The following is a 23452-nucleotide window of genomic DNA, read 5'->3' on the forward strand; positions in this document are numbered from 1 at the left end:
TCTTATTAATATTGTTGTACAAATTTTAATTAGTATTCACTTAATCTTTTTATATTTCAATAATTAACAGGAAATATGAGGCGAAGTTTGTAGTTGTTGGTGTGATGTTTGTCACTAAAACGACAAGAAGAATGAGGTATTCTATTTTTATATAACTGATTGTTGATAATTGTGTAGTAATAGAGAGAAATATTTTTTTATACAGTTAAATTATATTTGTAATTAAAAATTAAAATGATTTTTCAAATGATATTTAGGAATAGTTTACAACTTAAATATCAAAATAGATCTTTAACAGGCTAATTTAAAATTACTTATTGAATTTTTAATTATAATTGACAAAAAGCATTGAAATAATTTCAGCTGAAACTACTGCAAGCTATGGCTATCTATGATTAAATGCCATGATTTTATTGTGTTTCACTTTGAAAGGAAAAAACATGCGCGCGTACAACTTCTGTGCTGGCCCAGCTGCATTACCCACTGCCGTTTTAGAAAAAGCTCAAGCTGAGATGCTCGATTGGCAAGGCAAGGGACTTTCCATTATGGAAATGAGTCACCGTAGCAAAGACTATGTCGCTGTTGCAGAAAAAGCTGAAGCAGATTTACGTAAACTCATGAATATCCCTGAGAATTACAAAGTATTGTTCTTACAAGGTGGGGCATCATTACAGTTCTCTGCGATTCCACTGAATTTATTGGGTAAAAACAATAAAGCAGATTATATCCATACAGGGATTTGGTCTGAAAAAGCACTTAAAGAAGCACAGCGCTATGGCGACATCAATGTCGTTAAAGCAGGTACAACGATTGATGGTAAAAGTGCAATTACAGATCAAAGCACTTGGGATTTATCTGATGATGCTGCTTATGTGCATTATGCAGATAACGAAACTATTGGTGGTCTTCAGTTTGCACAAATTCCTGAAACAGACAAACCGTTGGTTGTAGATTTATCTTCAAGTATTTTATCTGCACCCATTGATGTAACTAAATTTGGTTTGATCTATGCGGGTGCGCAAAAGAATATTGGCCCTGCTGGTCTAACATTAGTCATTATTCGTGAAGATCTTCTAGATCAAGCGAAGCCTGAGATTCCAAGCATCCTAAAATATGCAGATCAAGCAAAAAATGATTCTATGGTAAATACACCATCAACGTATGCATGGTATTTATCAGGTCTAGTATTTGAATGGTTGTTGGAACAGGGTGGGGTAGAAGCAATTCACAAAGCCAATATTGCTAAAGCTGAATTGTTGTATGGCTATATTGATTCTAGTGATTTCTACGCAAATCCAATCGCATTAGAAAATCGTTCAATTATGAATGTGCCATTTACATTGGCGAAGCCTGAACTTGAAAAGCAATTCCTGCAAGAAGCTGAAGCAAATCACTTATTAAATTTAGCAGGTCATCGTTCAGTCGGTGGTATGCGTGCAAGTATTTACAATGCTGTACCTTTAGAAGGCGTTCAAGCACTTGTAGACTTTATGGATGATTTTGCGAAACGTAATGCTTAACAATTGTTGCTTGAAAACAATCGCTTAAAAATCATTAAATGATTTAAAATCTGATATTAAAAAGCCCTCATATTTGAGGGCTTTTTTTGAATTGATTGATAGGAATCAGAGACTATTTAATTAAAGTGAAATTAGAATGTTGGTAAAATTCCAGTCATATGTAAAATCATCGCGGACAAAAACATGCCTAATACAAAAAAGCAAAAAGCACCCGTGTCCACTCGAAAACGAGGACTGCTATGCGAGATTAGACTAGTTGATTGTTCCGGTATAATTTTCATTTAGGAGCCTAAATTCTAATTTATAGTTAAATCCTATTTATTTGATGTATTTTTAGCATAAATATTCGCCTGAATCCATATATTTCCACGAATATATTGTCCAATTTCGAAATTTCTATATAAATTATCTTTAGTTGCGATACGAATCAGCGTTGCAGGCTGAGTTTCATCTAAAATCAAAGTGACATCGTACAAGGTGAAGAGGTCATTCATAAATGACATCTCTGTTTTACCTACGACTTTCCCTTGAAACCAAGCTTCATCTTCCAAACCCATAGTTTCGCCATAGAGATAAGCCACCATCTTTGAAAAATCGACGGTAACAGGCTCTTTATCGACATCCGTTTTTGGTTCCCAGGCATCAATCTGCTGTTGTAAATTATCTGGGGCAATACCATTATTTTCACTTAAAATTTCATTTAAAGCACGATGATGTTTTATTGATGCAGGATCATCTACGATGATTTGTTCACGGTCAGATACTTTTTCTAATTCGTATGCCCATGCGTTGAGCTGTACTTTGTACTCTTGATCTTTTTCATATTGAGTGTGATTCACTGAATAGAGTGAATCAAAAGCATAGACCATACTATTCGGACTGACTTGAAGTTGAAGTACTGCTTGTGTATTCGACTTACAAGTGATGATTCGATCAATTTTAGCTGAAAGGGTGTAAGGACTATTGAAAATAGGGAATGCAGTTTTCACTGTTTTAGGTTTGTTATTTTCTACTTCAATCACTTGTGCGAATTGAACAGGTGATTGATTTGGACCTTGAATGAGCCAAGTAGATGCATCCATATCAGATTCATCTAAACAGAGTCCCATCGGCATCACAGGAGCATCTAAAGCTAGACCTAACCATTTTGGGACTTCGGTTGCTGGATTGTCTGTAAGTAAGTTCCAGTGCTCTACATGGCTGCCAAAGTTTCGATCTTCAATGGTAATGGTATCTGGTCTATTTTGATTGTTCATATGCTCATTTTGGTATTGAGTGACTTAATATTAATATCGTGGGTGAATGCTAGATTTCAAGTCCGAATATGTTTTTTTGTGATTTAAAGCAGAGATTTAGATGGATTTATTTTTCAAAGTTAAAAAAGAGCACTGAATGTGCTCTTTTTTATAACACATTAGAATTTAAAGGTGACATCTGCAATGAATTGACGGCCGATTTCAGACTTTAAGGTATTCGAATTCATGTTGCTACTGGTGTATGTATTTTTACGATTTGTAAGATTGTTGATGGTTAAACCAAGGATAGCATTTTTATTCTGACCAGCTTTGAAGTCATAGGTTGTTCGCATATCCCATGAAAATCGAGGTTTAATTTTTTCGATTTCAAAAGCATCAATCATTTCCCCATTATATTCGATATCTTTTACTCTAATCGCATCTTCATAACTCGATTTATAACTAAAAAAGTTGTTTATCTTAAGAGGAATGTTTTCAAAACCAATATCCCAGCTAAATCGTGCAGTCCAAGGTTGGTTGAAGTTTTCTGCAGGACGATCTGCCCATGAAATAATTTTACCACCATATTGAACGAGGCGATCTTCAGAATCTATTGGATGATTGGCTTGAAAGTTTTCAGAGTAATCAACAAAGTTTTTAAATATATCTGAATAGTCGGCGCCTAATGCAAATTGGTGAGATGTTGAGAAAAAATTCAGTGGTTGTAAATTTCTAAGTGTTAAAGTGAAAATATCGGCTTCACTACGGCCATTATTTCCATAGGTAAAGTAATCCGTGCCCCAAAAATATACTTTACCGTTAAGTGTTTGTTCACTTACGTAACGATCCCGAGTGATTTCGTCCTTAGAGTCTCGATTTACCCATTTTAGACCTAGTTCCCAATCTCTAATTTGGCTAGTAATAGCAAATACCATTTCATCTGAATACGGTGTTTTGAGATTACTTAGATTATTGGTATATCCTGAATCCTGTATTTCTTTCCACGTTGTAGATGATGGATTCTTCTGTTCACGCTCGATATTATATTTGAGATCAGCAATGTCTTGTCGCAATCTTGTGGCTAAGGTTTGTGCGCTATAATAACGGTTAAAGCCACTAACTATTTGCAATCTATCATCCCCAAATGGACGATATTTTAATGATGTGCGTGGAGCTAAATTATAATCACTACTTATCGACTCGTAGTCGCTACGTAAGCCTATACGCGCATCCCAGTTGCCCCATTTAATTTGATCTTGAATATAAACATTCCATTTGTCTTGTTGTGTACTGGTTGAACCTGCTTTATATAGATTGCCTTTAAGAAAATATTGACCATTTTTTCCATTTAAAGTAACCGCTGAATCACATAAAGGATCATTTACCGAGCAAGATTGAGTGGTGCTTAGATTCGTTCTCCCTGTATTGTTAAATAAGTAGACATCTTCTGGGCGTTCCCACTTTACGTTGTAGTGGTCATAACCTGCGCCAACAGTCCATTGGTGGGTTGTATTTCCAAATTTAATTGGATCAATAATGGATTTTACAGCGTACGAAATAGAGTCTTGAATTTGATTGAGGCTTCCAGATGCAGTTCCTTCACCAACTCCTGCTGTAGAGGATGTTGGTGTATCAATCCAGTCTTTGCTTCCTTCCGCATATTGCCAAAAAATACCACGGTTGTCTGAGGCAACTCGTTGACTATCCATTTTTTGGTAATTTAATTTTTGAATAACTGTACTTTTGCTTAAGCGTGACTCTAGTTCACCAAATATTGCGAGCGATTGTGTATTGGATTTTGAGTCGGAATTGCGACGAGACTCTATATAACTTAGAGCATCAATATCCCCATAATCAAATCCAAATTTTAATTTATTATTATCTGATGCTTGATAGAAGAAAGTGCTGCCAATATTAGTATTATTGCGCTCTTGATCAATCATATATTGATCGGCTAATCCGCTCTTTACTGGGATAAGAGACTGACGTGTTGAAGCGTATATATTTAAACCTAAATTTTCAGTTGCACGACCATATAAACTGGTACTCAATCCCTGTTTTTTAAATTCTTTCTGATTTAAATCAGTCGGTTCTTCTGATTCACTAGGATCGTTTGGAGTAACGTTGTTGTAGCGCGCCCAATCACTTTCTGTGTAGTCATAAATAATCGTGCCATGAACCTTGCCAACTTCAGTTTGTGGTGCACAGCTTTCAGCACTAATGACACCTCCTGTAAATTCACCATATTCTGCACTAACATTACTATCGAGGACCTCAAGTTTACAAAGTAGGTCAGTGTTAATTGCCATGCCTTGAGAGCCTGTATTAAATCCTTGATAGCTATCTGAACCTAAAGCGCCACCTGGGTCTAAAATATTGCTGTTATTAACTCCATTGATTAAAAATTTATTCTGATAACTTTGTGCGCCATTAATAGATATTTCAGCAGGGCGTAATTCACCTTGAGTAGTTGCAGATCGTTGTTCACGATCAAACTGTACATTTGGGTTAACTTTTAAAAAATCAGTGATATTTTTTGAGCTATTAGGTGTTTTTTGAAGTTCTTCTTGCGTGTATACAGTCTTACCCACTTCATTATTCTTATCTGCTTCAACCACAATGGTACTCAGACTGACTAAAGGATCATCATTGTTAGTTTGAGTCTGGTTTTCGTTAGCAAATGCTGAGGTTGTTAATGTAGCAATGATAGCTAAACTTAATTTTGAGCGAACGAATGACATAGCGGTTTAAGAGAGAATAATAACGAGAGTGATTATCATTAAAAAGTACAAGTTAATCAAGAGAAATGAGAATTATTTGCAGCAAAAAAAAAGTATAGAAAGGAGACGGAAATGGAAATAAAAACGATGGAATGGAGATATGAAAATAGATTGGCGTCCCTACGGGGATTCGAACCCCGGTTACCGCCGTGAAAGGGCGATGTCCTAGGCCTCTAGACGATAGGGACGTTTAGAAGTAGCGGTATCTTATTGATCCGCTACTAAAGTGTCAAGCAGGTGAGGACTGAGTTTGTTCAAAATATAGCAGAACAGTTCAGCTGTTTTTTGAGTGTCATACAAAGCTGAGTGAGCTTCTTTACCATCAAACTCGATACCTGCTTGAATACACGACTTAGCGAGTACTGTTTGCCCGAACATCACAGCACTTAAAGTCACTGTATCGAATACAGAAAAACTATGGAATGGATTTTGATTTTTAGTCCCTGTACGAGCAATTGCTGCTTTCACAAATCCTAAATCAAAGTGAGCATTGTGACCAACAAGAACTGCATGTGTACATTCTTGTTGCTTACGCACTTCATTCACTGCTTTAAACATACGTTTAAGTGCTGTCTTTTCATCTTCAGCCATTGCTACACGCATTGGATTGAAGGGGTCAATTCCAATGAAGTCGAGTGAGCGTCGATCAAGGTTCGCACCTTCAAAAGGATTAATATGTGCATGGTGAGCTTCACCAGGGACAAATAGACCTTCATCATTGTAAATAATCGGAATACAGGCGATTTCAAGTAAAGCATCTGTATCCGCGTTAAAACCTGCAGTTTCTACATCGACAACGACTGGCAGAAAGCCACGGAATCGTTGTCCAATCACAGGTTGTTTTTCAGTTGTCACACCTTTCTCCAATGGATGGTTTTACCTGCATATAAAGGAATGATTTTCTCATCATCTAAGTAGTCTAAGCTCTCAGGGATGATCTGATCTTCTTTCACGAGGGTAATGGTATTGGTATTACGAGGTAATCCGTAGAAATCAGCACCAAAATGGCTTGCAAAACCTTCTAGACGTTCGATTTTGCCGACTTGATCAAATGCTTGTGCATAAAGCTCAATTGCAGTTGGTGCGCTATAGCAACCTGCGCAACCACATGCATTTTCTTTGGCATTTTTCGAATGCGGGGCACTATCTGTACCCAAGAAAAATTTAGGATTACCGCTGGTCGCAACTTCTAGCAATGTTTGTTGATGCGTTTGACGTTTTAAAATAGGGAGGCAGTAGAAATGAGGTTTTACGCCACCTACGAGCATGTCATTACGATTAAACAAAAGGTGTTGAGGTGTAATCGTCGCAGCAACATGACGATCATGTTCCAACACGAAATGAGCAGCTTCACTGGTAGTGATGTGCTCTAGCACCAACTTTAATTTAGGAAATTGTTTGAGTAATGGCGCTAATACTTCATCTAAAAAGCGCTTTTCACGATCAAAAATATCAATATGGTTATGAGTTACTTCACCATGTAGCAATAAAGGTACTTGATGTTCCTCAAGTTGCTCAATCACGCTATAAACTTTACGAATATCACTTACGCCATTATCCGAGTTGGTGGTTGCACCTGCTGGATAAAGTTTGATGGCATTAACAAATTCAGATTGTTTTATTTTAAGAATTTCATCTGGAGAGGTGTGATCTGTAAAGTAAAGCACCATACGCGGATCAAACGGAACACCTTCAGGGACATGCGCCATGATTCGTTCACGATATGCATTTGCTTCTTCAACGGTTTTAACTGGGGGAACAGTGTTCGGCATACAGATTGCACGATGAAATTGCTGTGCAAGATCAGGAACAGTTCGTTTCAGTGCAAGCCCATCGCGTAAGTGAGCATGCCAATCGTCAGGTTGAAGCAGAGTAATCGTATTCAAGGCAATATACTGAAAAAAATAAACCAAATGATAATCGAATTTCCCTCAAATTGATAACTAGAAAAATGAATAAAACCTCGAATTATCGAGTTCTCTAAATCATATTTATTCAATTCTGATGGAATTGTATATTTAGCACTCAGATAATGGAGAAAGTTGAATTTTATCTGTTTAGGCTCAATGGTTTTGAGTTCTTTATCTATTTTTTAAAAATTGTCTAAATATCTCATTAATCACTAATAAAATGTGATGATTTTCGCAAAGGTGGTACAATTTTCTAAAATAATATTTTGATTTTGTTGAATAAATGTTAATCTATGTTGATAAACACTCATAAAATATTAATGGAAAAGGAAAATACCTTTCTAGACCATTATCTAAAAATATGAAATTAGAAACAGACGTAGATCAGCTGCAAATTCAAAAGGCTAAAATAGAACAGCTACTTGAAAGCCAAAAGCTAAAAATAAATTCCAAGTTTGATGCTGAATTAGAATCTCAATTTTGGAAAGATCGCGAAGATCGTTTAATTAAAATGATCGTTAGAGCAATTCGTCCAGCAATTATCATTTTTATTATCTTCGAGCTGATTAGTTTACCCCTGAACTATCTGACCACGACGCCAGAGCATCGTTTTCACGATGTTGGTCTGACGATGATTTCATATTCGGCCGCTTGGGTTGCATTATTTACGATTTTTGCGATGGCTAAAAAGCCAGCATGGAATCAATACTACGCTAAAGTTGTTGCTACAATCATTTGCTTTGTCCTGACCATTGTCCAAAGTGTGTTGTTATCGACCCATGCATTATCAATGACATGGCGCGGATCATTGATTATTGCTTTAGGTATTATGTTTGCCTATTTATGCTCTGGTCTACGTCCTCGAGTGACTTTTATTTCAGCAATGACGGCAGGTGTGCTGACCAGTATTTTTTTAGTGTTAACCCAAGTGGATTTACCAATTTGGGTGGTGACCAATACTTTGATTTTATCTAATCTTGTTGGTTTAGCTTTAGCGACACTCACCATTTCTACTGAGCGCATTCGTTTCTTACAATCGATCATTATTGATTATGACAAACAGATTTATTCAAAATTAAATCAACATTTTATTCTGCTTAGTCATCAAGATACTTTAACGCTATTGGGTAATCGTCGTGGCTTTGAGCAGCAATTAAAAGAATGTATTGAACATACAAAACAGACGAATTCACCATTTGCGATTTTGTTTATTGATGTTGATTATTTCAAACTCTATAACGATTTATATGGTCATGATCATGGTGATAATGCGCTGATTCGTGTTGCACAAACACTGCTTCGACATATTGATGATGGTGATGCAGCTATTCGCTATGGGGGCGAAGAATTTGTGGTGTTGATTCGCGACACTACACGACATGAGGCTGAAACCATTGCAAAAGATATTTTAGATGATGTTCGAAACCAAAAAATTGAACATAAAAATTCATCTATTGCTGAATATCTTACGGTCAGTATTGGACTTACTTTATACAATGGTGAGGAGGATGTGACTTATCCTGAAATTCTTAAGCTTGCAGATCAGGCACTTTATTTGGCGAAAAATGAAGGTCGAGATCGTTATCAGATTTTAAAGATTAATAGCACCTCTGATTTGTATCGCTAATCATCAATGTAGATGAAATTCTCAATGAAGTTGAAGTATTACTCCTCTTAAATAGGTGCTCTATTTTTGAAAACTTGAATGTCTTAGATGTATTTATGAGTCAAATCACAAATATGTTTTTTACTTAGACGTATATCATTAATTTTTAGGGTTTAATTTCTGAAATAAGCTTTTGATTATTCAAATAAATGTTAAATTATATGGGTAAATAATAAACTATTTTCCTTCTTGTCATTTCAACTTGCTCCATACTCCTATGATGAAAATTGATTCAGATATAGATTCTCTACAAGCAGATAAAGCGAAAATAGAACATTTACTTTCGATTCATCGGCATCAGATTAATCCTAAATTTGAGTCAGGATTAGAGTTGGAGTTTTGGGAAGACCGTCAAAGTCGTTTAATTAAAACAGTCCGACGTGCCATTGTTCCGACTTTAATTATATTTTTTATATTCAATATTATCAGTTTAACGCTGAATTATTTTGCAGCAGACACAGTTTATCGATCGCATGATATTTCACGCAATGCTATTTCATTCGCTGCAACGTGGGTTTTACTTTTCACTATTTATTTTATGGTGAATAAACGGAGCTGGAATCTTTATTATTCTCCCGTAGTTGCTGTCGTACTGTGTTTTACATTGACCATGACACAATCGATTCTTCTGTCTATGCAAACATCACAGTTGGCATGGCGGGGCTCAATTGTCATTGTGATCGGGGTGATCTTTGCGTATTTGTATTCAGGGTTAAGACCACGAATTACATTTTTGGCGAGTATGATTTCAGTTGCACTCACTTTTACCTATTTTGAAATAGCATCGATTCATGTGCCACTTTGGGCTGTGATTAATGTATTGATTTTACCGAGTTTAGCAGGTTTGGGTTTGCTGACTTTATCAATTTCATCAGATCGTATTCGTTTCTTGCAGTCAGTGATTATTGAATATGATAAGAAAATATATACCAAGCTAAATCAGCATTTTATTTTGTTGAGTCATCAAGATACTTTGACATTGTTGGGAAATCGTCGTGGCTTTGAACAACAGCTGATCAGTTGTATTGAGAATACCCAAACGACCCATTCGCCATTTGCACTGTTGTTTATCGATGTGGATTATTTCAAACTTTATAATGATACGTATGGACATGATCAAGGGGACAATGCACTGATCAGAGTGGCTCAGACTTTATTAAGACATATTCATGAAGGTGATGCTGCTATTCGATATGGTGGTGAAGAATTTGTAGTTTTACTGAAAGACACAACGCATACTGAAGCGATAAAAATCGCAGAAAATATTTTAAACGATATTCGTACGCAGAAAATTGAACACAAAAGCTCTCGCATTGGTGATTATTTAACGGTGAGTATTGGGCTAACCATTTATCAAGGTGAGGTGGGTATGGATTATCCAGCCTTGTTGAAAATAGCCGATCAAGCTTTATATTCGGCGAAAAATACTGGCCGTGACCGTTATGTCACTTTATAAGCCTGAGAATATTTATTAATGACTATTTTAAAGCCTTATTTTTTTTGCTTTTATATCTAATTATTCTGATGTGCTGAACCGTGCAGATGAAGCTTATATAGAAAATCATGTAGGTCGAAATCTATTTCAATGTTTAAGTTGTGACATTAATCATAAAAAAACCGCTCATTGAGCGGTTTTTTCGACTTTAAACAAACTTATTTGTTTTTGTCTTTAAGTTGCGGAACAGCAGAACCTGTACCTACGGCCAATAAACCAGAGTTTGTATAAATCCCTAGTTTTTGGCGTGTATCTGTAATATCCAAGTTACGCATTGTCAACTGACCAATACGATCCATTGGAGAGAACATTGAGTCGCCTTTTTCCATCGTTAAACGCTCAGCTTCATAAGTGAGGTTTTCAGATTCAGTGTTCATGATCGTGTAATCATTACCACGACGAAGTTCTAAAGTTACCGTACCAGTTACTGCTTTAGCAACCCAACGCTGAGCCGTTTCACGAAGCATAAGCGCTTGAGAATCGAACCAACGACCTTGGTAAAGTAGGCGACCTAAACGTAAACCATTGATGCGGTATTGTTCAATCGTATCTTCGTTATGAATACCTGTTACAAGGCGCTCATAAGCAATATGAAGAAGAGCCATACCCGGAGCTTCGTAAATACCACGAGATTTCGCTTCGATGATACGGTTTTCGATTTGGTCAGACATACCTAGACCATGACGACCACCGATACGGTTCGCTTCAAGAATGAACTCAACTGGATCTTCGATACGCTTGCCATTGATCGCAACAGGGAAGCCTTCTTCAAAAGTAATTGATACTTCTTCAGCTTTCACTTCTACGTCATCTTTCCAGAATGCAACGCCCATGATTGGATCAACGATTTTGATGCCAGCATCAAGATATTCAAGATCTTTCGCTTCATGAGTCGCACCCAACATGTTTGAATCTGTTGAGTATGCTTTTTCTTTTGACATTTTATAGTCAAAACCATTGTCGATCAGGAACTGTGACATTTCTGCACGGCCACCTAATTCGTCAATGAAAGTTTGGTCTAACCAAGGCTTATAAATTTTAAGTGCTGGATTAGTCAATAAACCGTAACGATAGAAACGTTCGATGTCGTTTCCTTTATACGTAGAACCGTCGCCCCAAATGTTGACATCATCTTCTTTCATTGCTGTAACAAGCATTGTACCTGTTACTGCACGACCTAATGGAGTCGTGTTGAAGTAAGGAACGCCACCAGTTGAAATGTGGAACGCACCACATTGAATCGCAGCAATACCTTCAAGCGCTAGCTGTAAACGGCAATCAACTAAGCGAGCTTTCACTGCGCCATACGCTTCCGCTTTTTTCGGAATCGCATCGTAGTCATCTTCATCAGGCTGACCTAAGTTTGCTGTATAAGCATAAGGTTCTGCGCCTTTTTGTTTCATCCACAAAAGAGCAGCTGAAGTATCTAGACCACCAGAGAAGGCAATACCAACTTTTTTGCCAACTGGGACATTCTGCAAGATAGTTGCATTATCAGTCATTGTTAATCCTAACGATATAAAATAGGCACCAAGAGAAGGTGGCCTAGGAGAATACATATTTCTTTAATTGTAGCACTTTTGAATGCAAAATTTTTCTTAAAAAAGCGACTCTGCTCAAAAATATTAGATTAAAGTCATGACTTTAATCGTTTCAGAAAATGTTAATTTACGAATAAGGTGAGATTATTCAGTAGAATAATCAGAATGATCTAGATTTAAAATACTGAAAATACAGGGATTGAAGCGAAAAATGGTTGAAGAATTACCCGTTAAAAACAAAGTCTTGTCTTGGTTGCATTATATCGTTGCGGTGATCGTGGTTTTTGATGCGGTGTATATCTTGAATTACAGCTTGGATTTATCAAAAGACAATTCGAGCTACTTAATCGGGAGTGTGGTCGGCAAAATCATTTTGATCGCACTACATATCACCGCAGCAAAATTAGTGAAAAATGGGCGAACTAAAGATCGAATCTTTTCATTCTTTCTCACATTATTTGTATTGTCAGCATTTCCGATCGGCACATTCATGGGCGTGATCATGTTGATCTTTATTTTTAAATGGCAATCTGAAAAGGGTGGGAGTACAACGAATATTTAGTCAGATTGACTAGGTTACATTTCACAACTTCATATTGTTGAAAACACCTTAAATCATTTTATTAAGAGCTGAATTGACTTTAGGGTCAGCAAAAAAAAATTATCAGTCATCCTATATTTTAAAAAACACGCTAATATTTTATGCAACAAGTTGCAAAGCTTATAATTAAAGGACATGCCATGACAACTCGCTATGCAAATTTATTAAAACCATTAGATCTAGGCTTCACTACTCTTAGAAACCGTGTGGTGATGGGGTCGATGCATACAGGTTTAGAAGACCGTTTTTATAACTATCCAAAACTGGCGGCATATTTCGGGGAACGTGCCAAGGGCGGAGTGGGTTTAATCATTACAGGCGGAATTTCGCCAAACCGTTCAGGCTGGTTACTTCCTGCAGGCGGGACGATGAATACTTTGGGTGATGTTGCACCGCATCGTTTAGTGACACATGCAGTACATAAGCATGGTGCTAAAATTTTAATGCAAATTTTGCATGCAGGGCGTTATGGTTATCAGCCTTTTGTGATGTCATCAAGCCCGATTAAATCGCCGATTTCTCCCTTTAAACCACGTCAAATGTCGAATAAACAGATTTTAGATACAATTTCTGATTATGCGAAGACTGCCAGCATTGCGAAGAAAGCAGGCTATGACGGTGTAGAAGTTATGGGTTCAGAAGGGTATTTACTGAATCAGTTCTTAAGTCGTCATGTGAATCAGCGTACGGACCACTGGGGTGGCGACATAGAAAATCGTATGCGATTTGCAGTTGAAATTGTCAAAGCGATCCGTGCCAAAGTTGGTGAAAAATTTATTATTTGTTTCCGCTTATCGATGTTGGATTTAGTGCATGATGGAAACACGATGGATGAAGTGATTAAGGTCGCGCAAGCTTTAGAACAAGCAGGGGTGACTTTGTTGAATACAGGCATCGGCTGGCATGAAGCGCGTATCCCGACAATTGTTACTTCTGTACCACGTGCAGCTTTTGTGGATTATACAGCTGAAGTGAAAAAGCATGTTTCTATTCCAGTCATCGCTTCAAACCGTATCAATATGCCAGACACTGCTGAAGAAATTTTAGCGGCAGGTAAAGCAGATATGGTGCAAATGGCACGTCCATTTTTAGCAGATGCATTTTGGGTGAACAAAGCAGCAACCAATCGTGTCGATGAAATTAATACCTGTATTGCCTGTAACCAAGCATGTTTAGATCATTCTTTTAAAAATAAACGAGCAACATGTTTAGTTAACCCTCGTGCGGCACATGAAACAGAATTAGTTTACTTAAAAACTAAAAAGCCGAAAAAAGTGGCTGTGGTGGGTGGTGGTGTGGCTGGGATGTCTGCTGCTACTGTTGCAGCGAGTCGCGGTCATCAAGTGACATTGTTCGAAGCGAGTCATGAAGTTGGTGGTCAGTTCAACTTAGCTAAGGTTGTACCGGGTAAAGAAGAATTTCACGAAACGATTCGTTATTTTAAAATTCAAATTGAAAAAACAGGTGTTGAACTTCGTTTAAATACCAAAGTGAATCGTGAACAACTTGAGCGTGAAGGTTTTGAGGAAGTTATTGTGGCAACAGGTGTTGTACCGCGCGCACTGAAAATTGAAGGTAGTGATGCACCTCAAGTACTGTCTTATGCGGAAGTATTACGTGGTGCTCTTGTAGGTCAAAAAGTGGCTGTGATTGGCGCAGGCGGTATTGGTTTTGACGTATCTGAATATTTACTTAAACCTGAGCATCAGCCACAACCACAACCTTTAGAAGATTGGAAACGTGAATGGGGTGTAGATGCAAATCCGAATTATATGACTGAAGGTGGTTCAGTACCTGCACAAGTAGATCATCCTGTTCGTGAGATTTATTTATTGCAACGTAAAACCACACCTTTAGGTGCGGGTTTAGGCAAGACTTCAGGTTGGGTACATCGTGCTCAGTTGAAGAAACATGCGGTTCGAATGTTACGTGGAGTTCAATATAAAGCAGTGACTGATGAAGGTTTGTGGATTGAAACTGATGGTCAAGCTCAACTATTACGAGTCGATACAGTGGTTGTTTGTGCAGGGCAAGAGTCGATTAAAGATATTATGCCTTCGGAAACTGAAAAAACGGTAGCGAAGTACCATATTATTGGGGGTGCGAAGCTTGCTGCAGAGCTTGATGCGAAGCGTGCAATCCGTGAAGGTGCTGAAATTGCAGCCAAAATATAAGGTTTTTAGTGGGTTTTGCTGAAACATTATTCACTTGAATGCTTTAGTTGAAATTTTTACTTGTCATACTTCGAAAAGCTTCGTATTATGGCGCACATGGAAGCGTGGCAGAGCGGTTTAATGCACCGGTCTTGAAAACCGACGAGGGCTTATACCCCTCCGTGAGTTCGAATCTCACCGCTTCCGCCAAATTCAAAAAGCCCTAATCGAAAGATTGGGGCTTTTTTTATGACCGAAAATTGCAAAGTGAATTTTAAAAAATTATAAAGATCGTAGAAGTATTCTATTTTCAATTTTTACAATGATTTGCCTATAAAATATAAAATAATGAATAAGCTTATCCATATTAAATGGTTCACGCTAATTTCTTAACTTTCTAAACTCCAATCAGAACAGATAAAAATAATTTTTATCAAAAAATGCTTTTTTAACATTTCATCTGATTTGGACACTTTCTTTGAATTGGCTTTATATCCAGAGTGTGTTGCCACAATTTTATCAGGCGACATTCACGACATTAAAAATTTCATTTATTGCAATTATTCTCTCAATCATTGTTGGGTTGCTTTGCAGCATCATCCTCAATAATCGAATTTTTATACTCGATAAAATAGTTGCGATTTACATCGAACTGTCTAGAAACACACCGTTACTCATTCAACTATTTTTTCTGTATTACGGTTTACCTAAGTTAGGCGTCAAAATTGATGGTTTTAGTTGTGGAATCATTGGTCTGACATTTTTAGGTGGAAGTTATATGGCAGAAGTCTTTCGAGCAGGTCTGCAGTCTGTATCGAAAGGGCAAATTGATTCTGCTAAAAGTGTTGGGCTAAGCCCACTACAAGTTTTCCGTTATGTTACGTTGCCACAAGCATTGGCATTGTCTATTCCTGCCATCGGGGCGAACTGCTTATTTCTCATTAAAGAGAGTTCGGTGCTCAGTGCAATAGCCATTGTTGAATTGCTGTTTGTCACCAAAGACCTGATTGGCATGGACTACAAAACGACTGAAGCCTTATTTTTATTGATCTGTGCCTATTTGATTATTTTACTGCCTGTATCTGCACTCACGAGTTATTTCGAATATCGAAGTCGGAAGGTGAGTCATGGGTCTTGATTTTTTATTTCAACCGAGCCATTTACTCAGACTGATTTATGGTTTGTGGGTCACCATTCAGATTGCCTTAGTTTCTGTTGCTTTATCAGCGCTTTTTGGTGTGATTTTTGGCGTTACGATGACCTCAAAGCGCTTGATCGTTAAAATTTTTTGTCGATTGTATTTAGAAGCCATTCGGGTCATTCCTATTTTGGTTCTGTTGTTTGTTTTTTATTTCGGATTTGCAACTTGGTTTAATTGGCAATTTTCCGCATTTTGGGTCTGTATCTTCGTATTTGTACTGTGGGGAACGGCTGAAATGGGGGATTTAGTCCGAGCAGGGATTACATCTATTGATCAGCATCAACGTGATTCTGCTGCAGCGATTGGACTCAACCCATTGCAAGTTTTGTGTTATGTGGTCTTTCCGCAAAGTGTGAAGCGAATAACACCAGGTGCGATTAATTTATTTACCCGAATGATCAAAACCAGTTCTTTGGCTGTGCTGATTGGGGTGGTCGAAGTTTTAAAAGTAGGGCAGCAAATTATTGAAAACTCATTATTGGTTGTGCCCAATGCATCGCTTTGGATTTATGGATTGATTTTCTTTTTGTACTTTCTGATTTGTTATCCCTTGTCATTGTTATCACGCCATTTAGAAAAAATTTGGGAATAAGGAGGTGAACGATGACATTACTTAGAATTGATCATTTAGAGAAAACATTTGGTGATAAAAGCATACTCAACTCCATTAATTTAGAGGTTGCGCACGGCGAAGTAGTTGTTATTTTAGGGCCCTCAGGCTGTGGGAAAAGCACGTTGTTACGATGTATTAATGGCTTGGAACAGATTCAAGGTGGTTCTATCTCATTGGCTGGTGTGGGTGAGTTAGGTAAAGACTTAGCATGGACTCAGGTACGCCAAGAAGTTGGCATGGTTTTTCAAAACTACGAACTTTTTGGACATATGAATGTCATAGATAATATTTTACTTGGCCCTGTAAAGGCACAGAAAAGAGCAAGAGCTGAAGCTGAGCAATTGGCCAATCAATTGTTAAAACGCGTGGGATTGTTGGATCGAAAATTGGATTATCCACGTCATTTATCAGGTGGGCAAAAACAGAGGATTGCGATAGTTCGGTCTTTGGTGATGCAGCCCAAAGTCATGCTTATGGATGAGATTACAGCAGCGCTAGACCCTGAAATGGTACGTGAAGTTTTGGATGTGGTTTTGGGCTTGGCCCAAGAAGGCATGACCATGTTGATCGTGACGCATGAAATGGGATTTGCACAAAAAGTTGCGGATCGCATCATTTTTATGGATCAGGGCAACATTATCGAACAAGCGACTGCAAATGAGTTTTTCAGTCAGCCAAAGACTGAACGAGCGAAATCTTTTTTAAATATTTTAAGTTACTAAGAAGAAAAGGAAAAATAATGATATTTCAAAAATCTCTCATTTTAACGACCGCAATTCTACTCAGTTCAGTGGGATTGACTGCATGTGATCAAGCCAAAGAAAAACCATCTGAAGGTGAGGCAAATTCACTACAAACGATTAAGAAAAATGATGTGATTCGCGTGGGTGTATTTGCAGATAATCCACCATTTGGTTATGTCGATAGCCAAGGCAAACCTCAAGGCTTTGATGTTGCTTTAGCGAAAAAAGTGGCTAAAGACTTATTGGGTGATGAAAATAAAATTCAATATGTCGTCACTGAAGCGGCGAACCGTGTCGAATTCTTAAAGTCAGATAAAGTGGATGTGGTTTTTGCGAGCTTTTCCGTGACGCCAGAGCGTAAAGAGGTGGTTGATTTCGCAGAACCGTATTTGAAAGCGTCACTCGGTATTACTTCTCCAAAAACCAATCCTATTACTGATATTCAACAATTAGAAAATCGAACTTTGATCGTGAATAAAGGCTCTAGCTCAGACAGTTATTTTAGTAAGAACTATCCTAAAGTGAAGTTGCTGAAGTTTGAACAAAACACAGATGCATTTAATGCTTTAAAAGATGGTCGAGGCGATGCAATTTCTCAAGACAGTACTTATGCCTTGGCATGGGCAGCAGAAAACCCAGAGTTTGTCGTCGGTATTCCTCAAATTGGGAATGAAGACTTTATTGCGCCTGCTGTGAAAAAAGGCAATACAGAATTACTCAATTGGCTGAATACCGAAATTAAGCAATTAAGAACTACAGGTGAAATTCAGAATATTTATAACCAAACCTTAAAACCCATTTATGGCGACAAAGTTGATGCACAAATCTTTTTAAAAGTGAGTGATGAATAGTGCATGCATCGTTGTAGCTGTAAAACTCCATACAATTTTTTTCAACAAGTAGACCCATAATGAAATAAAAAGAGGTGTTAAAAATGAATATGATCATAAATCTTAAAAAAGCTTTTGTTGTTTCTATGATTGGTTTAGGTAGCCTGAGTTTGAGTGCGTGTAACCAATCTTCTACTCCCAAAGATCAAGCGCAGTCAGATTCATCAAAAGTTTCAAGTATTGAGCAAATCAAAAAAAATGGTGTGGTACGTATAGGTGTATTTAGCGACAAACCTCCCTTTGGTTACTTAGATGCTCAAGGTAAAAATCAAGGCTTTGATGTTGAAATTGCAAAACATGTAGCCAAAGATTTATTGGGTGATGAAAATAAGGTTGAGTTCGTGCTGACTGAGGCTGCAAACCGAGTTGAATATTTAAAAGCCAATAAAGTGGATATTATATTTGCGAATTTTACTGTGACACCTGAACGTAAAGAAGTTGTTGATTTTGCTCAGCCTTATCTCAAGGTGGCATTGGGTGTTGTATCACCGAAAGAACAACCGATTACCGATATTGCTCAGTTAAAAGGTCAAACCTTATTGGTGAATAAAGGCACTACAGCGGATTCATTTTTTAGCAAACAACACCCTGAAATTAAATTACAAAAGTATGAGCAAAATACTGAAACTTTTGATGCTTTAAAAGATAAACGTGGCGTTGCTTTAGCGCATGACAACCTATTGGTTCTTGCTTGGGCGAAAGAGAACCCAAATTACACTGTTGGAATTGCGAATTTAGGTGAACAAGATTTGATTGCCCCTGCAGTTAAAAAGGGGAATACAGAATTATTGGATTGGTTGAATCAAGATTTGCAGAAACTTTCTCAAGAAGGTGTGATTCAGCAAGCTTATGAAAAAACCCTAAAACCTGTTTATGGTGATGGTATATCTGAAAAAGACTTGTTGGTTGAATAAAGGCATTACTCCACAAATTCAAACCGTCAAATGACGGTTTTTTAATGGATGGATGGTGATTCGCAATATGCTGTCATAGTCAGTTGAATGCCAAAGCGCTATCATAGCGTTAATAGGCATTTGGGTTGAATTATGAAAATCGTTGCAGATGAAAATCTAGCATTTACCGACTACTTCTTTTCTGAGTTTGGACAAATTGAGCAAAAAGCAGGGCGAACACTTACTCATGCAGATGTCAAAGATGCAGAGGCGCTTTTAGTTCGTTCAGTCACTCAGGTAAATGAAGCACTGACTCAAAATACCGAGATCAAGTTTGTTGGTAGCGCAACGATTGGCACGGATCATCTCGATATTCCCGCTTTAGAAAAGCAGGGTATTGCATGGTCAAATGCGGCAGGGTGTAATGCACAAGCTGTTTCAGAATATGTCATTACAGCGTTATTACATATTCAACCCCAATTATTAAACAAAAGTTCTTACTTTACCCTTGGAGTTATTGGTTTAGGAAACGTCGGTTCACGCCTAGTCACAATGGCCCAGCTTTTGGGTTGGAAGGTCATAGGAATCGATCCATTTGTACAATGTGCTGATGTTGAGCAAGTAGAAATTGATCAATTACTGTCTCAAGCAGATGCAATTTCCATTCATGTGCCTTTAACGAAACAAGGTGAACATCCTACTTATCATTTGATTAATGCTGAAGCGTTATCGAAAATGAAGCCTAAAGCGATTTTAATCAATTCCGCGCGTGGGCCTGTGGTTGAGGAATCCGCTTTAATCGCAGATATTCAACAGACAAAACGTCAAGTCGTACTCGATGTATTTGAACATGAGCCAGTTATATCTGAAGATTTAATCAATTTGGTGACTTTAGTGACACCGCATATCGCAGGGTATAGCTTGGAAGGCAAAGCACGTGGGACACAAATGATTTATGAAGCCTTCTGCAGAACCTTTAATCATGACGTAAATAAACAGTTTGAAACGCAATTACCTGTCTGTGAGCCATTCTTTAAAGATCAAGATTTGAAATCCGTTTTAACTTCAAAGCTGGCTGAGATTTATGATATTGCGCAAGATGACAAAAATCTCAGAGCGTGTCTGAAGGATGGAAAAGTCGATCAACAGGCTTTTGATCATTTACGTAAAACATATCCCTTACGCCGTGAGTGGGCTGCACATGGAGGGCCTAAAGCGTGAGTGATGTAAATCAAATTCATTATCAGCCGACCTGTGACCTAAAAGCCATGCAGGCTCGTGCCAAAATGTATGCCCAATTACGTGAGTTTTTCGCTGAACGTGATGTGATGGAAGTTGAGACGCCAATATTGTCCCAAGCTGGGGTCACAGATGTACATCTGGCTTCGGTTCAAGCGTTGCGTCATATCGGTGGACGAAAGCAGACTCATTATCTACAAACCTCACCTGAATTTCCTATGAAGCGATTGTTGGCAAGTGGCAGTGGGGCAATTTATCAAATCTGTAAAGTCTTTCGTGATGATGAACATGGAAGAAAGCACAACAGTGAATTTACCATGTTGGAATGGTATCGTCCTTCATTTACACTTAAAGATTTGATGTTTGAAGTAAGTGACTTACTAAATGTAACTTTGGGGCATCGTTTTGGCGAAGTTCGACCAACGATTTTGAGTTATAAGCATGCATTTATGGATCGTCTTGATATCAATCCGTTACAAGCTTCTTTAAAAGATTTAAAGGATGCATGTCATCGAGTGGGTCTAAATTTAGATTTAGGTGATGATCGTTTGGGTTATATGGACTTACTCTTTTCCCATATGGTTGAACCAAGTTTGGGTTTTGACACGCCTGTATTTTTAACCGATTTTCCACCTGAAATGGCATCCTTAGCCAAGACTCGAGTTGATGAGGACGGTGAGTTGGTTGCTGCACGTTTCGAGCTATACATTGAAGGCTTGGAACTGGCAAATGCTTACGATGAACTGATTGATGCTGAAGTTTTACGTTTACGTTTTGAAGCGGATAATGCTGAACGTGAAAAGCTTGGACTGCATGTCATGCCTGTAGATGAATATCTTTTAGCTGCATTGCCACAGATGCCTGAATGTTCAGGAATTGCATTAGGTGTTGATCGCTTAATAATGGTCGCTACAGAGAAAATGAAGTTGGAACAAGTGGTAACTTTTCCTGCTGATCGATCTTAATAGAATTTACCTGAATGCATTTGAAAGAGTGCATTCGGGCTTTGATAATACTTTAAATGAATCCAATGGATTTGATGATTATTATAATGATAAAAATAAAAGGCACAGTATGAATGCTCAATTAAGACAGTTTGCAATACACAGTTCATTGCAATGTTCTCAACGATCAATATCAGTAAATGAACAACCTGAACGCGGGATCATGGAGACCTTAGATGTCATTGAGCATTTAGGATATGTCCAAATAGATACCATCTCAGTTGTAGAAAGAGCGCATCACCATATACTTTGGAATCGTGTTCATGACTATAAAAAAGAGCATTTAAATACACTGCTTGAACATAAAAAGATCTTTGAATATTGGTTTCATGCAGCTTCATATCTACCCATGCGTGATTATCGCTTTGCACTTCGACAAATGAATTCGGTTAGACGAGGGGAAAGTAAATATTTCAATCGAGGTGATCAACACCTCATGCAAGAAATTTTGGCACAAGCTAAATCAGAAGGGACGATTCGATCCCGTGAATTCATATTGAAAAATGAAAAAAAAGACCATGCGTGGTGGAAATCTAGCGTTGTAAAAAATTCCATTGAACAACTGTATATGCAAGGTGACTTGATGGTCTGTCAGCGTTTGGGTGTGGAAAAAGTATATGCGCTTACAGAAGATTATTTAGCTTCGGGCGTGGATTTGACTGAGCCAACCTTATATGAATATGCACGCTATTTATATGACATCGTCAGAAGGTCACAAGGTGTATTTACGTGGAAACAATTACTTCATCTGAAAACAGGTGCAGAGCTTAAAAAAGCCATGCGAAACGTGATTGATGAGCAGATCGATGCGAAAATGATTCAGCAAATCAATCTTTCATCAGGTGAAGTCGTCTATGTGGATTTAGAGAAAATGGATCAGTTTAGTGATGTTCAAGCGAGTGTAAGAATCCTCTCTCCATTTGACAATTTGGTCATCCATCGTGATCGATTAATGTCCTTATTTAATTTTGATTATCGTTTAGAGTGTTATGTCGCGCCAGAAAAACGAAAATATGGTTATTTTTGTCTGCCCATACTTTATGGAACAGATTTCGTTGCAAAAATAGATTGTAAAGCGCATCGTGCAATGGGAGTCTTAGAGGTTCTTCATTTCCATTTACATACTGTGATTGATCATCAAGATCATTTTATGAAGCAGTTAACTGCGGAGTTAGAACGGTTTGCTAAATTTAACAATTGTCAGCTAGAGCCTCATTTTTATCAAAAGCTAAAACTATAAAATTTCGGTGTAAATATTCTCATGTCTTTTACTGTCTTTCTTTCATTTGTACTCTATTCATTTGTCACTTCAGTCACGCCTGGACCAAACAATATTATGCTCGCTGCATCAGGCGTGAATTTCGGCTTTAAAAGATCAATTCCTCATATTCTAGGCATCGGTTGTGGCTTTGGTTTTATGGTCGCTGTAGTCGGTTTAGGTATAGGTTCGATCCTCAGTTCAAACGTCGTACTCTATGAATGTTTGAAAATTATTGGAATCGTATACTTACTGTATCTTGCTTATAAGATTTATCGTTCAAGTGGAATGGATACAGATGTGCAGAAGGCAAAGCCTTTAACATTCATGCAAGCAGCCATGTTCCAATGGGTTAATCCAAAGGCATGGGTGATGGCTCTAGGTGCAGTAACAACTTATTTAGCAGCTGATAGTGCTATCCATTGGTATTTAATACTTGGGCTGACGTATGGCTTAGTGGGAATACCCAGTACAGGTGTTTGGGCATTGATCGGTGAGAAATTGCAAAGTGTGATTCATGATGCAAAGCGTCTAAAATTATTCAATACCACGATGGCATTGCTATTGATCGCATCTGTCATCAAGCCCATGTGGGATTCTTTATTTTTTATTATTAGTTTAATGGGCTAATAAATTTTGAAAGTAATAGTGAATAAAAATGTATAAATTCCCTCATGTTACTTACAAGAGGGAATCTTAATTCACAATGA

At 37.7% G+C, this 23452-nt stretch carries 19 protein-coding genes and 2 tRNA genes; 15 read left to right on the plus strand and 6 right to left on the minus strand.

The genetic code is table 11. The features are described 5' to 3' along the window. The first annotated feature begins 440 nt into the window (after window positions 1-440). Window positions 441-1520, plus strand: a complete 1080-nt coding sequence (serC, locus tag AC5YDM_RS04090; protein ID WP_496150841.1) for a 3-phosphoserine/phosphohydroxythreonine transaminase — start codon at window positions 441-443, stop codon at window positions 1518-1520. A gap of 314 nt (window positions 1521-1834) precedes the next feature. On the opposite strand, the gene AC5YDM_RS04095 is transcribed toward serC, so the two are convergent. From AC5YDM_RS04095 to pyrC, 5 genes are all read right to left on the minus strand, one after another. Further along, window positions 1835-2776 carry a hypothetical protein gene (locus AC5YDM_RS04095; RefSeq protein ID WP_496150842.1) on the minus strand — a complete coding sequence of 314 codons (942 nt, stop codon included), beginning with the start codon at window positions 2774-2776 and terminating at the stop codon, window positions 1835-1837. A gap of 158 nt (window positions 2777-2934) precedes the next feature. Continuing rightward, window positions 2935-5496: a TonB-dependent receptor plug domain-containing protein gene (locus AC5YDM_RS04100; RefSeq protein ID WP_496150843.1), complete on the minus strand. Its 2562-nt coding sequence runs from the start codon at window positions 5494-5496 to the stop codon at window positions 2935-2937. Between the two features lie 151 nt (window positions 5497-5647). Beyond that, window positions 5648-5723 (minus strand) — tRNA-Glu (locus tag AC5YDM_RS04105). A 19-nt stretch (window positions 5724-5742) separates the two neighbouring features. After that, on the minus strand, window positions 5743-6402 hold the full coding sequence (gene rnt, locus AC5YDM_RS04110; protein WP_496150844.1) for a ribonuclease T: 660 nt from the start codon (window positions 6400-6402) through the stop codon (window positions 5743-5745). After that, complete coding sequence (gene pyrC / locus AC5YDM_RS04115) at window positions 6387-7421, minus strand: dihydroorotase (protein ID WP_496150845.1); 1035 nt, start codon at window positions 7419-7421, stop codon at window positions 6387-6389. The genes rnt and pyrC overlap by 16 nt, the downstream gene beginning before the upstream one ends. Window positions 7422-7806: 385 nt before the next feature. Between pyrC and AC5YDM_RS04120 the strand changes: the two genes are divergently transcribed. Beyond that, window positions 7807-9072 carry a diguanylate cyclase gene (locus AC5YDM_RS04120; RefSeq protein WP_496150846.1) on the plus strand — a complete coding sequence of 422 codons (1266 nt, stop codon included), beginning with the start codon at window positions 7807-7809 and terminating at the stop codon, window positions 9070-9072. 256 nt (window positions 9073-9328) lie between these two features. Continuing rightward, the gene (locus tag AC5YDM_RS04125; protein ID WP_496150847.1) at window positions 9329-10567 is read left to right on the plus strand and encodes a GGDEF domain-containing protein; all 1239 of its coding nucleotides are present in this window, start codon (window positions 9329-9331) and stop codon (window positions 10565-10567) included. 197 nt (window positions 10568-10764) lie between these two features. Here the strand turns inward: AC5YDM_RS04125 and argG are convergent, their stop codons facing one another. Next, window positions 10765-12108, minus strand: a complete 1344-nt coding sequence (gene argG / locus AC5YDM_RS04130) for an argininosuccinate synthase (RefSeq protein ID WP_496150848.1) — start codon at window positions 12106-12108, stop codon at window positions 10765-10767. A 250-nt stretch (window positions 12109-12358) separates the two neighbouring features. On the opposite strand from argG, the gene AC5YDM_RS04135 reads away from it, so the two are divergent. From AC5YDM_RS04135 to AC5YDM_RS04190, 12 genes are all read left to right on the plus strand, one after another. Continuing rightward, window positions 12359-12709, plus strand: a complete 351-nt coding sequence (locus tag AC5YDM_RS04135) for a hypothetical protein (protein WP_496150849.1) — start codon at window positions 12359-12361, stop codon at window positions 12707-12709. A gap of 179 nt (window positions 12710-12888) precedes the next feature. Beyond that, on the plus strand, window positions 12889-14922 hold the full coding sequence (locus AC5YDM_RS04140) for an FAD-dependent oxidoreductase (RefSeq protein WP_496150850.1): 2034 nt from the start codon (window positions 12889-12891) through the stop codon (window positions 14920-14922). Window positions 14923-15020: 98 nt separating this feature from the next. Then, window positions 15021-15111: transfer RNA gene (locus tag AC5YDM_RS04145), tRNA-Ser, on the plus strand. A gap of 268 nt (window positions 15112-15379) precedes the next feature. Continuing rightward, the gene (locus AC5YDM_RS04150; protein ID WP_496150851.1) at window positions 15380-16039 is read left to right on the plus strand and encodes an amino acid ABC transporter permease; all 660 of its coding nucleotides are present in this window, start codon (window positions 15380-15382) and stop codon (window positions 16037-16039) included. Beyond that, window positions 16029-16694, plus strand: coding sequence for an amino acid ABC transporter permease (locus AC5YDM_RS04155; RefSeq protein WP_496150852.1), 666 nt, complete (start codon window positions 16029-16031; stop codon window positions 16692-16694). Before AC5YDM_RS04150 ends, AC5YDM_RS04155 begins: the two co-directional genes overlap by 11 nt. 11 nt (window positions 16695-16705) lie before the next feature. Next, window positions 16706-17437, plus strand: coding sequence for an amino acid ABC transporter ATP-binding protein (locus tag AC5YDM_RS04160; protein WP_496150853.1), 732 nt, complete (start codon window positions 16706-16708; stop codon window positions 17435-17437). A gap of 17 nt (window positions 17438-17454) precedes the next feature. Further along, window positions 17455-18309 (plus strand): transporter substrate-binding domain-containing protein, encoded by an 855-nt coding sequence (locus tag AC5YDM_RS04165; protein ID WP_496150854.1) that lies wholly within the window; start codon window positions 17455-17457, stop codon window positions 18307-18309. 89 nt (window positions 18310-18398) lie between these two features. After that, window positions 18399-19262 (plus strand): cysteine ABC transporter substrate-binding protein, encoded by an 864-nt coding sequence (locus AC5YDM_RS04170; RefSeq protein ID WP_496150919.1) that lies wholly within the window; start codon window positions 18399-18401, stop codon window positions 19260-19262. Window positions 19263-19394: 132 nt separating this feature from the next. After that, window positions 19395-20462 (plus strand): 4-phosphoerythronate dehydrogenase, encoded by a 1068-nt coding sequence (locus AC5YDM_RS04175; RefSeq protein ID WP_496150855.1) that lies wholly within the window; start codon window positions 19395-19397, stop codon window positions 20460-20462. 14 nt (window positions 20463-20476) lie between these two features. Then, window positions 20477-21445: an EF-P lysine aminoacylase EpmA gene (gene epmA, locus AC5YDM_RS04180; RefSeq protein ID WP_496150920.1), complete on the plus strand. Its 969-nt coding sequence runs from the start codon at window positions 20477-20479 to the stop codon at window positions 21443-21445. Between the two features lie 109 nt (window positions 21446-21554). Continuing rightward, the gene (locus AC5YDM_RS04185) at window positions 21555-22724 is read left to right on the plus strand and encodes a winged helix-turn-helix domain-containing protein (RefSeq protein ID WP_496150856.1); all 1170 of its coding nucleotides are present in this window, start codon (window positions 21555-21557) and stop codon (window positions 22722-22724) included. Between the two features lie 21 nt (window positions 22725-22745). Then, a complete protein-coding gene (locus AC5YDM_RS04190) occupies window positions 22746-23372 on the plus strand; it encodes a LysE family translocator (protein ID WP_496150857.1) in 627 nt (208 codons plus the stop codon). The last annotated feature ends 80 nt before the right edge of the window (window positions 23373-23452 follow it).

Source organism: Acinetobacter sp. CY81, assembly GCF_059515925.1.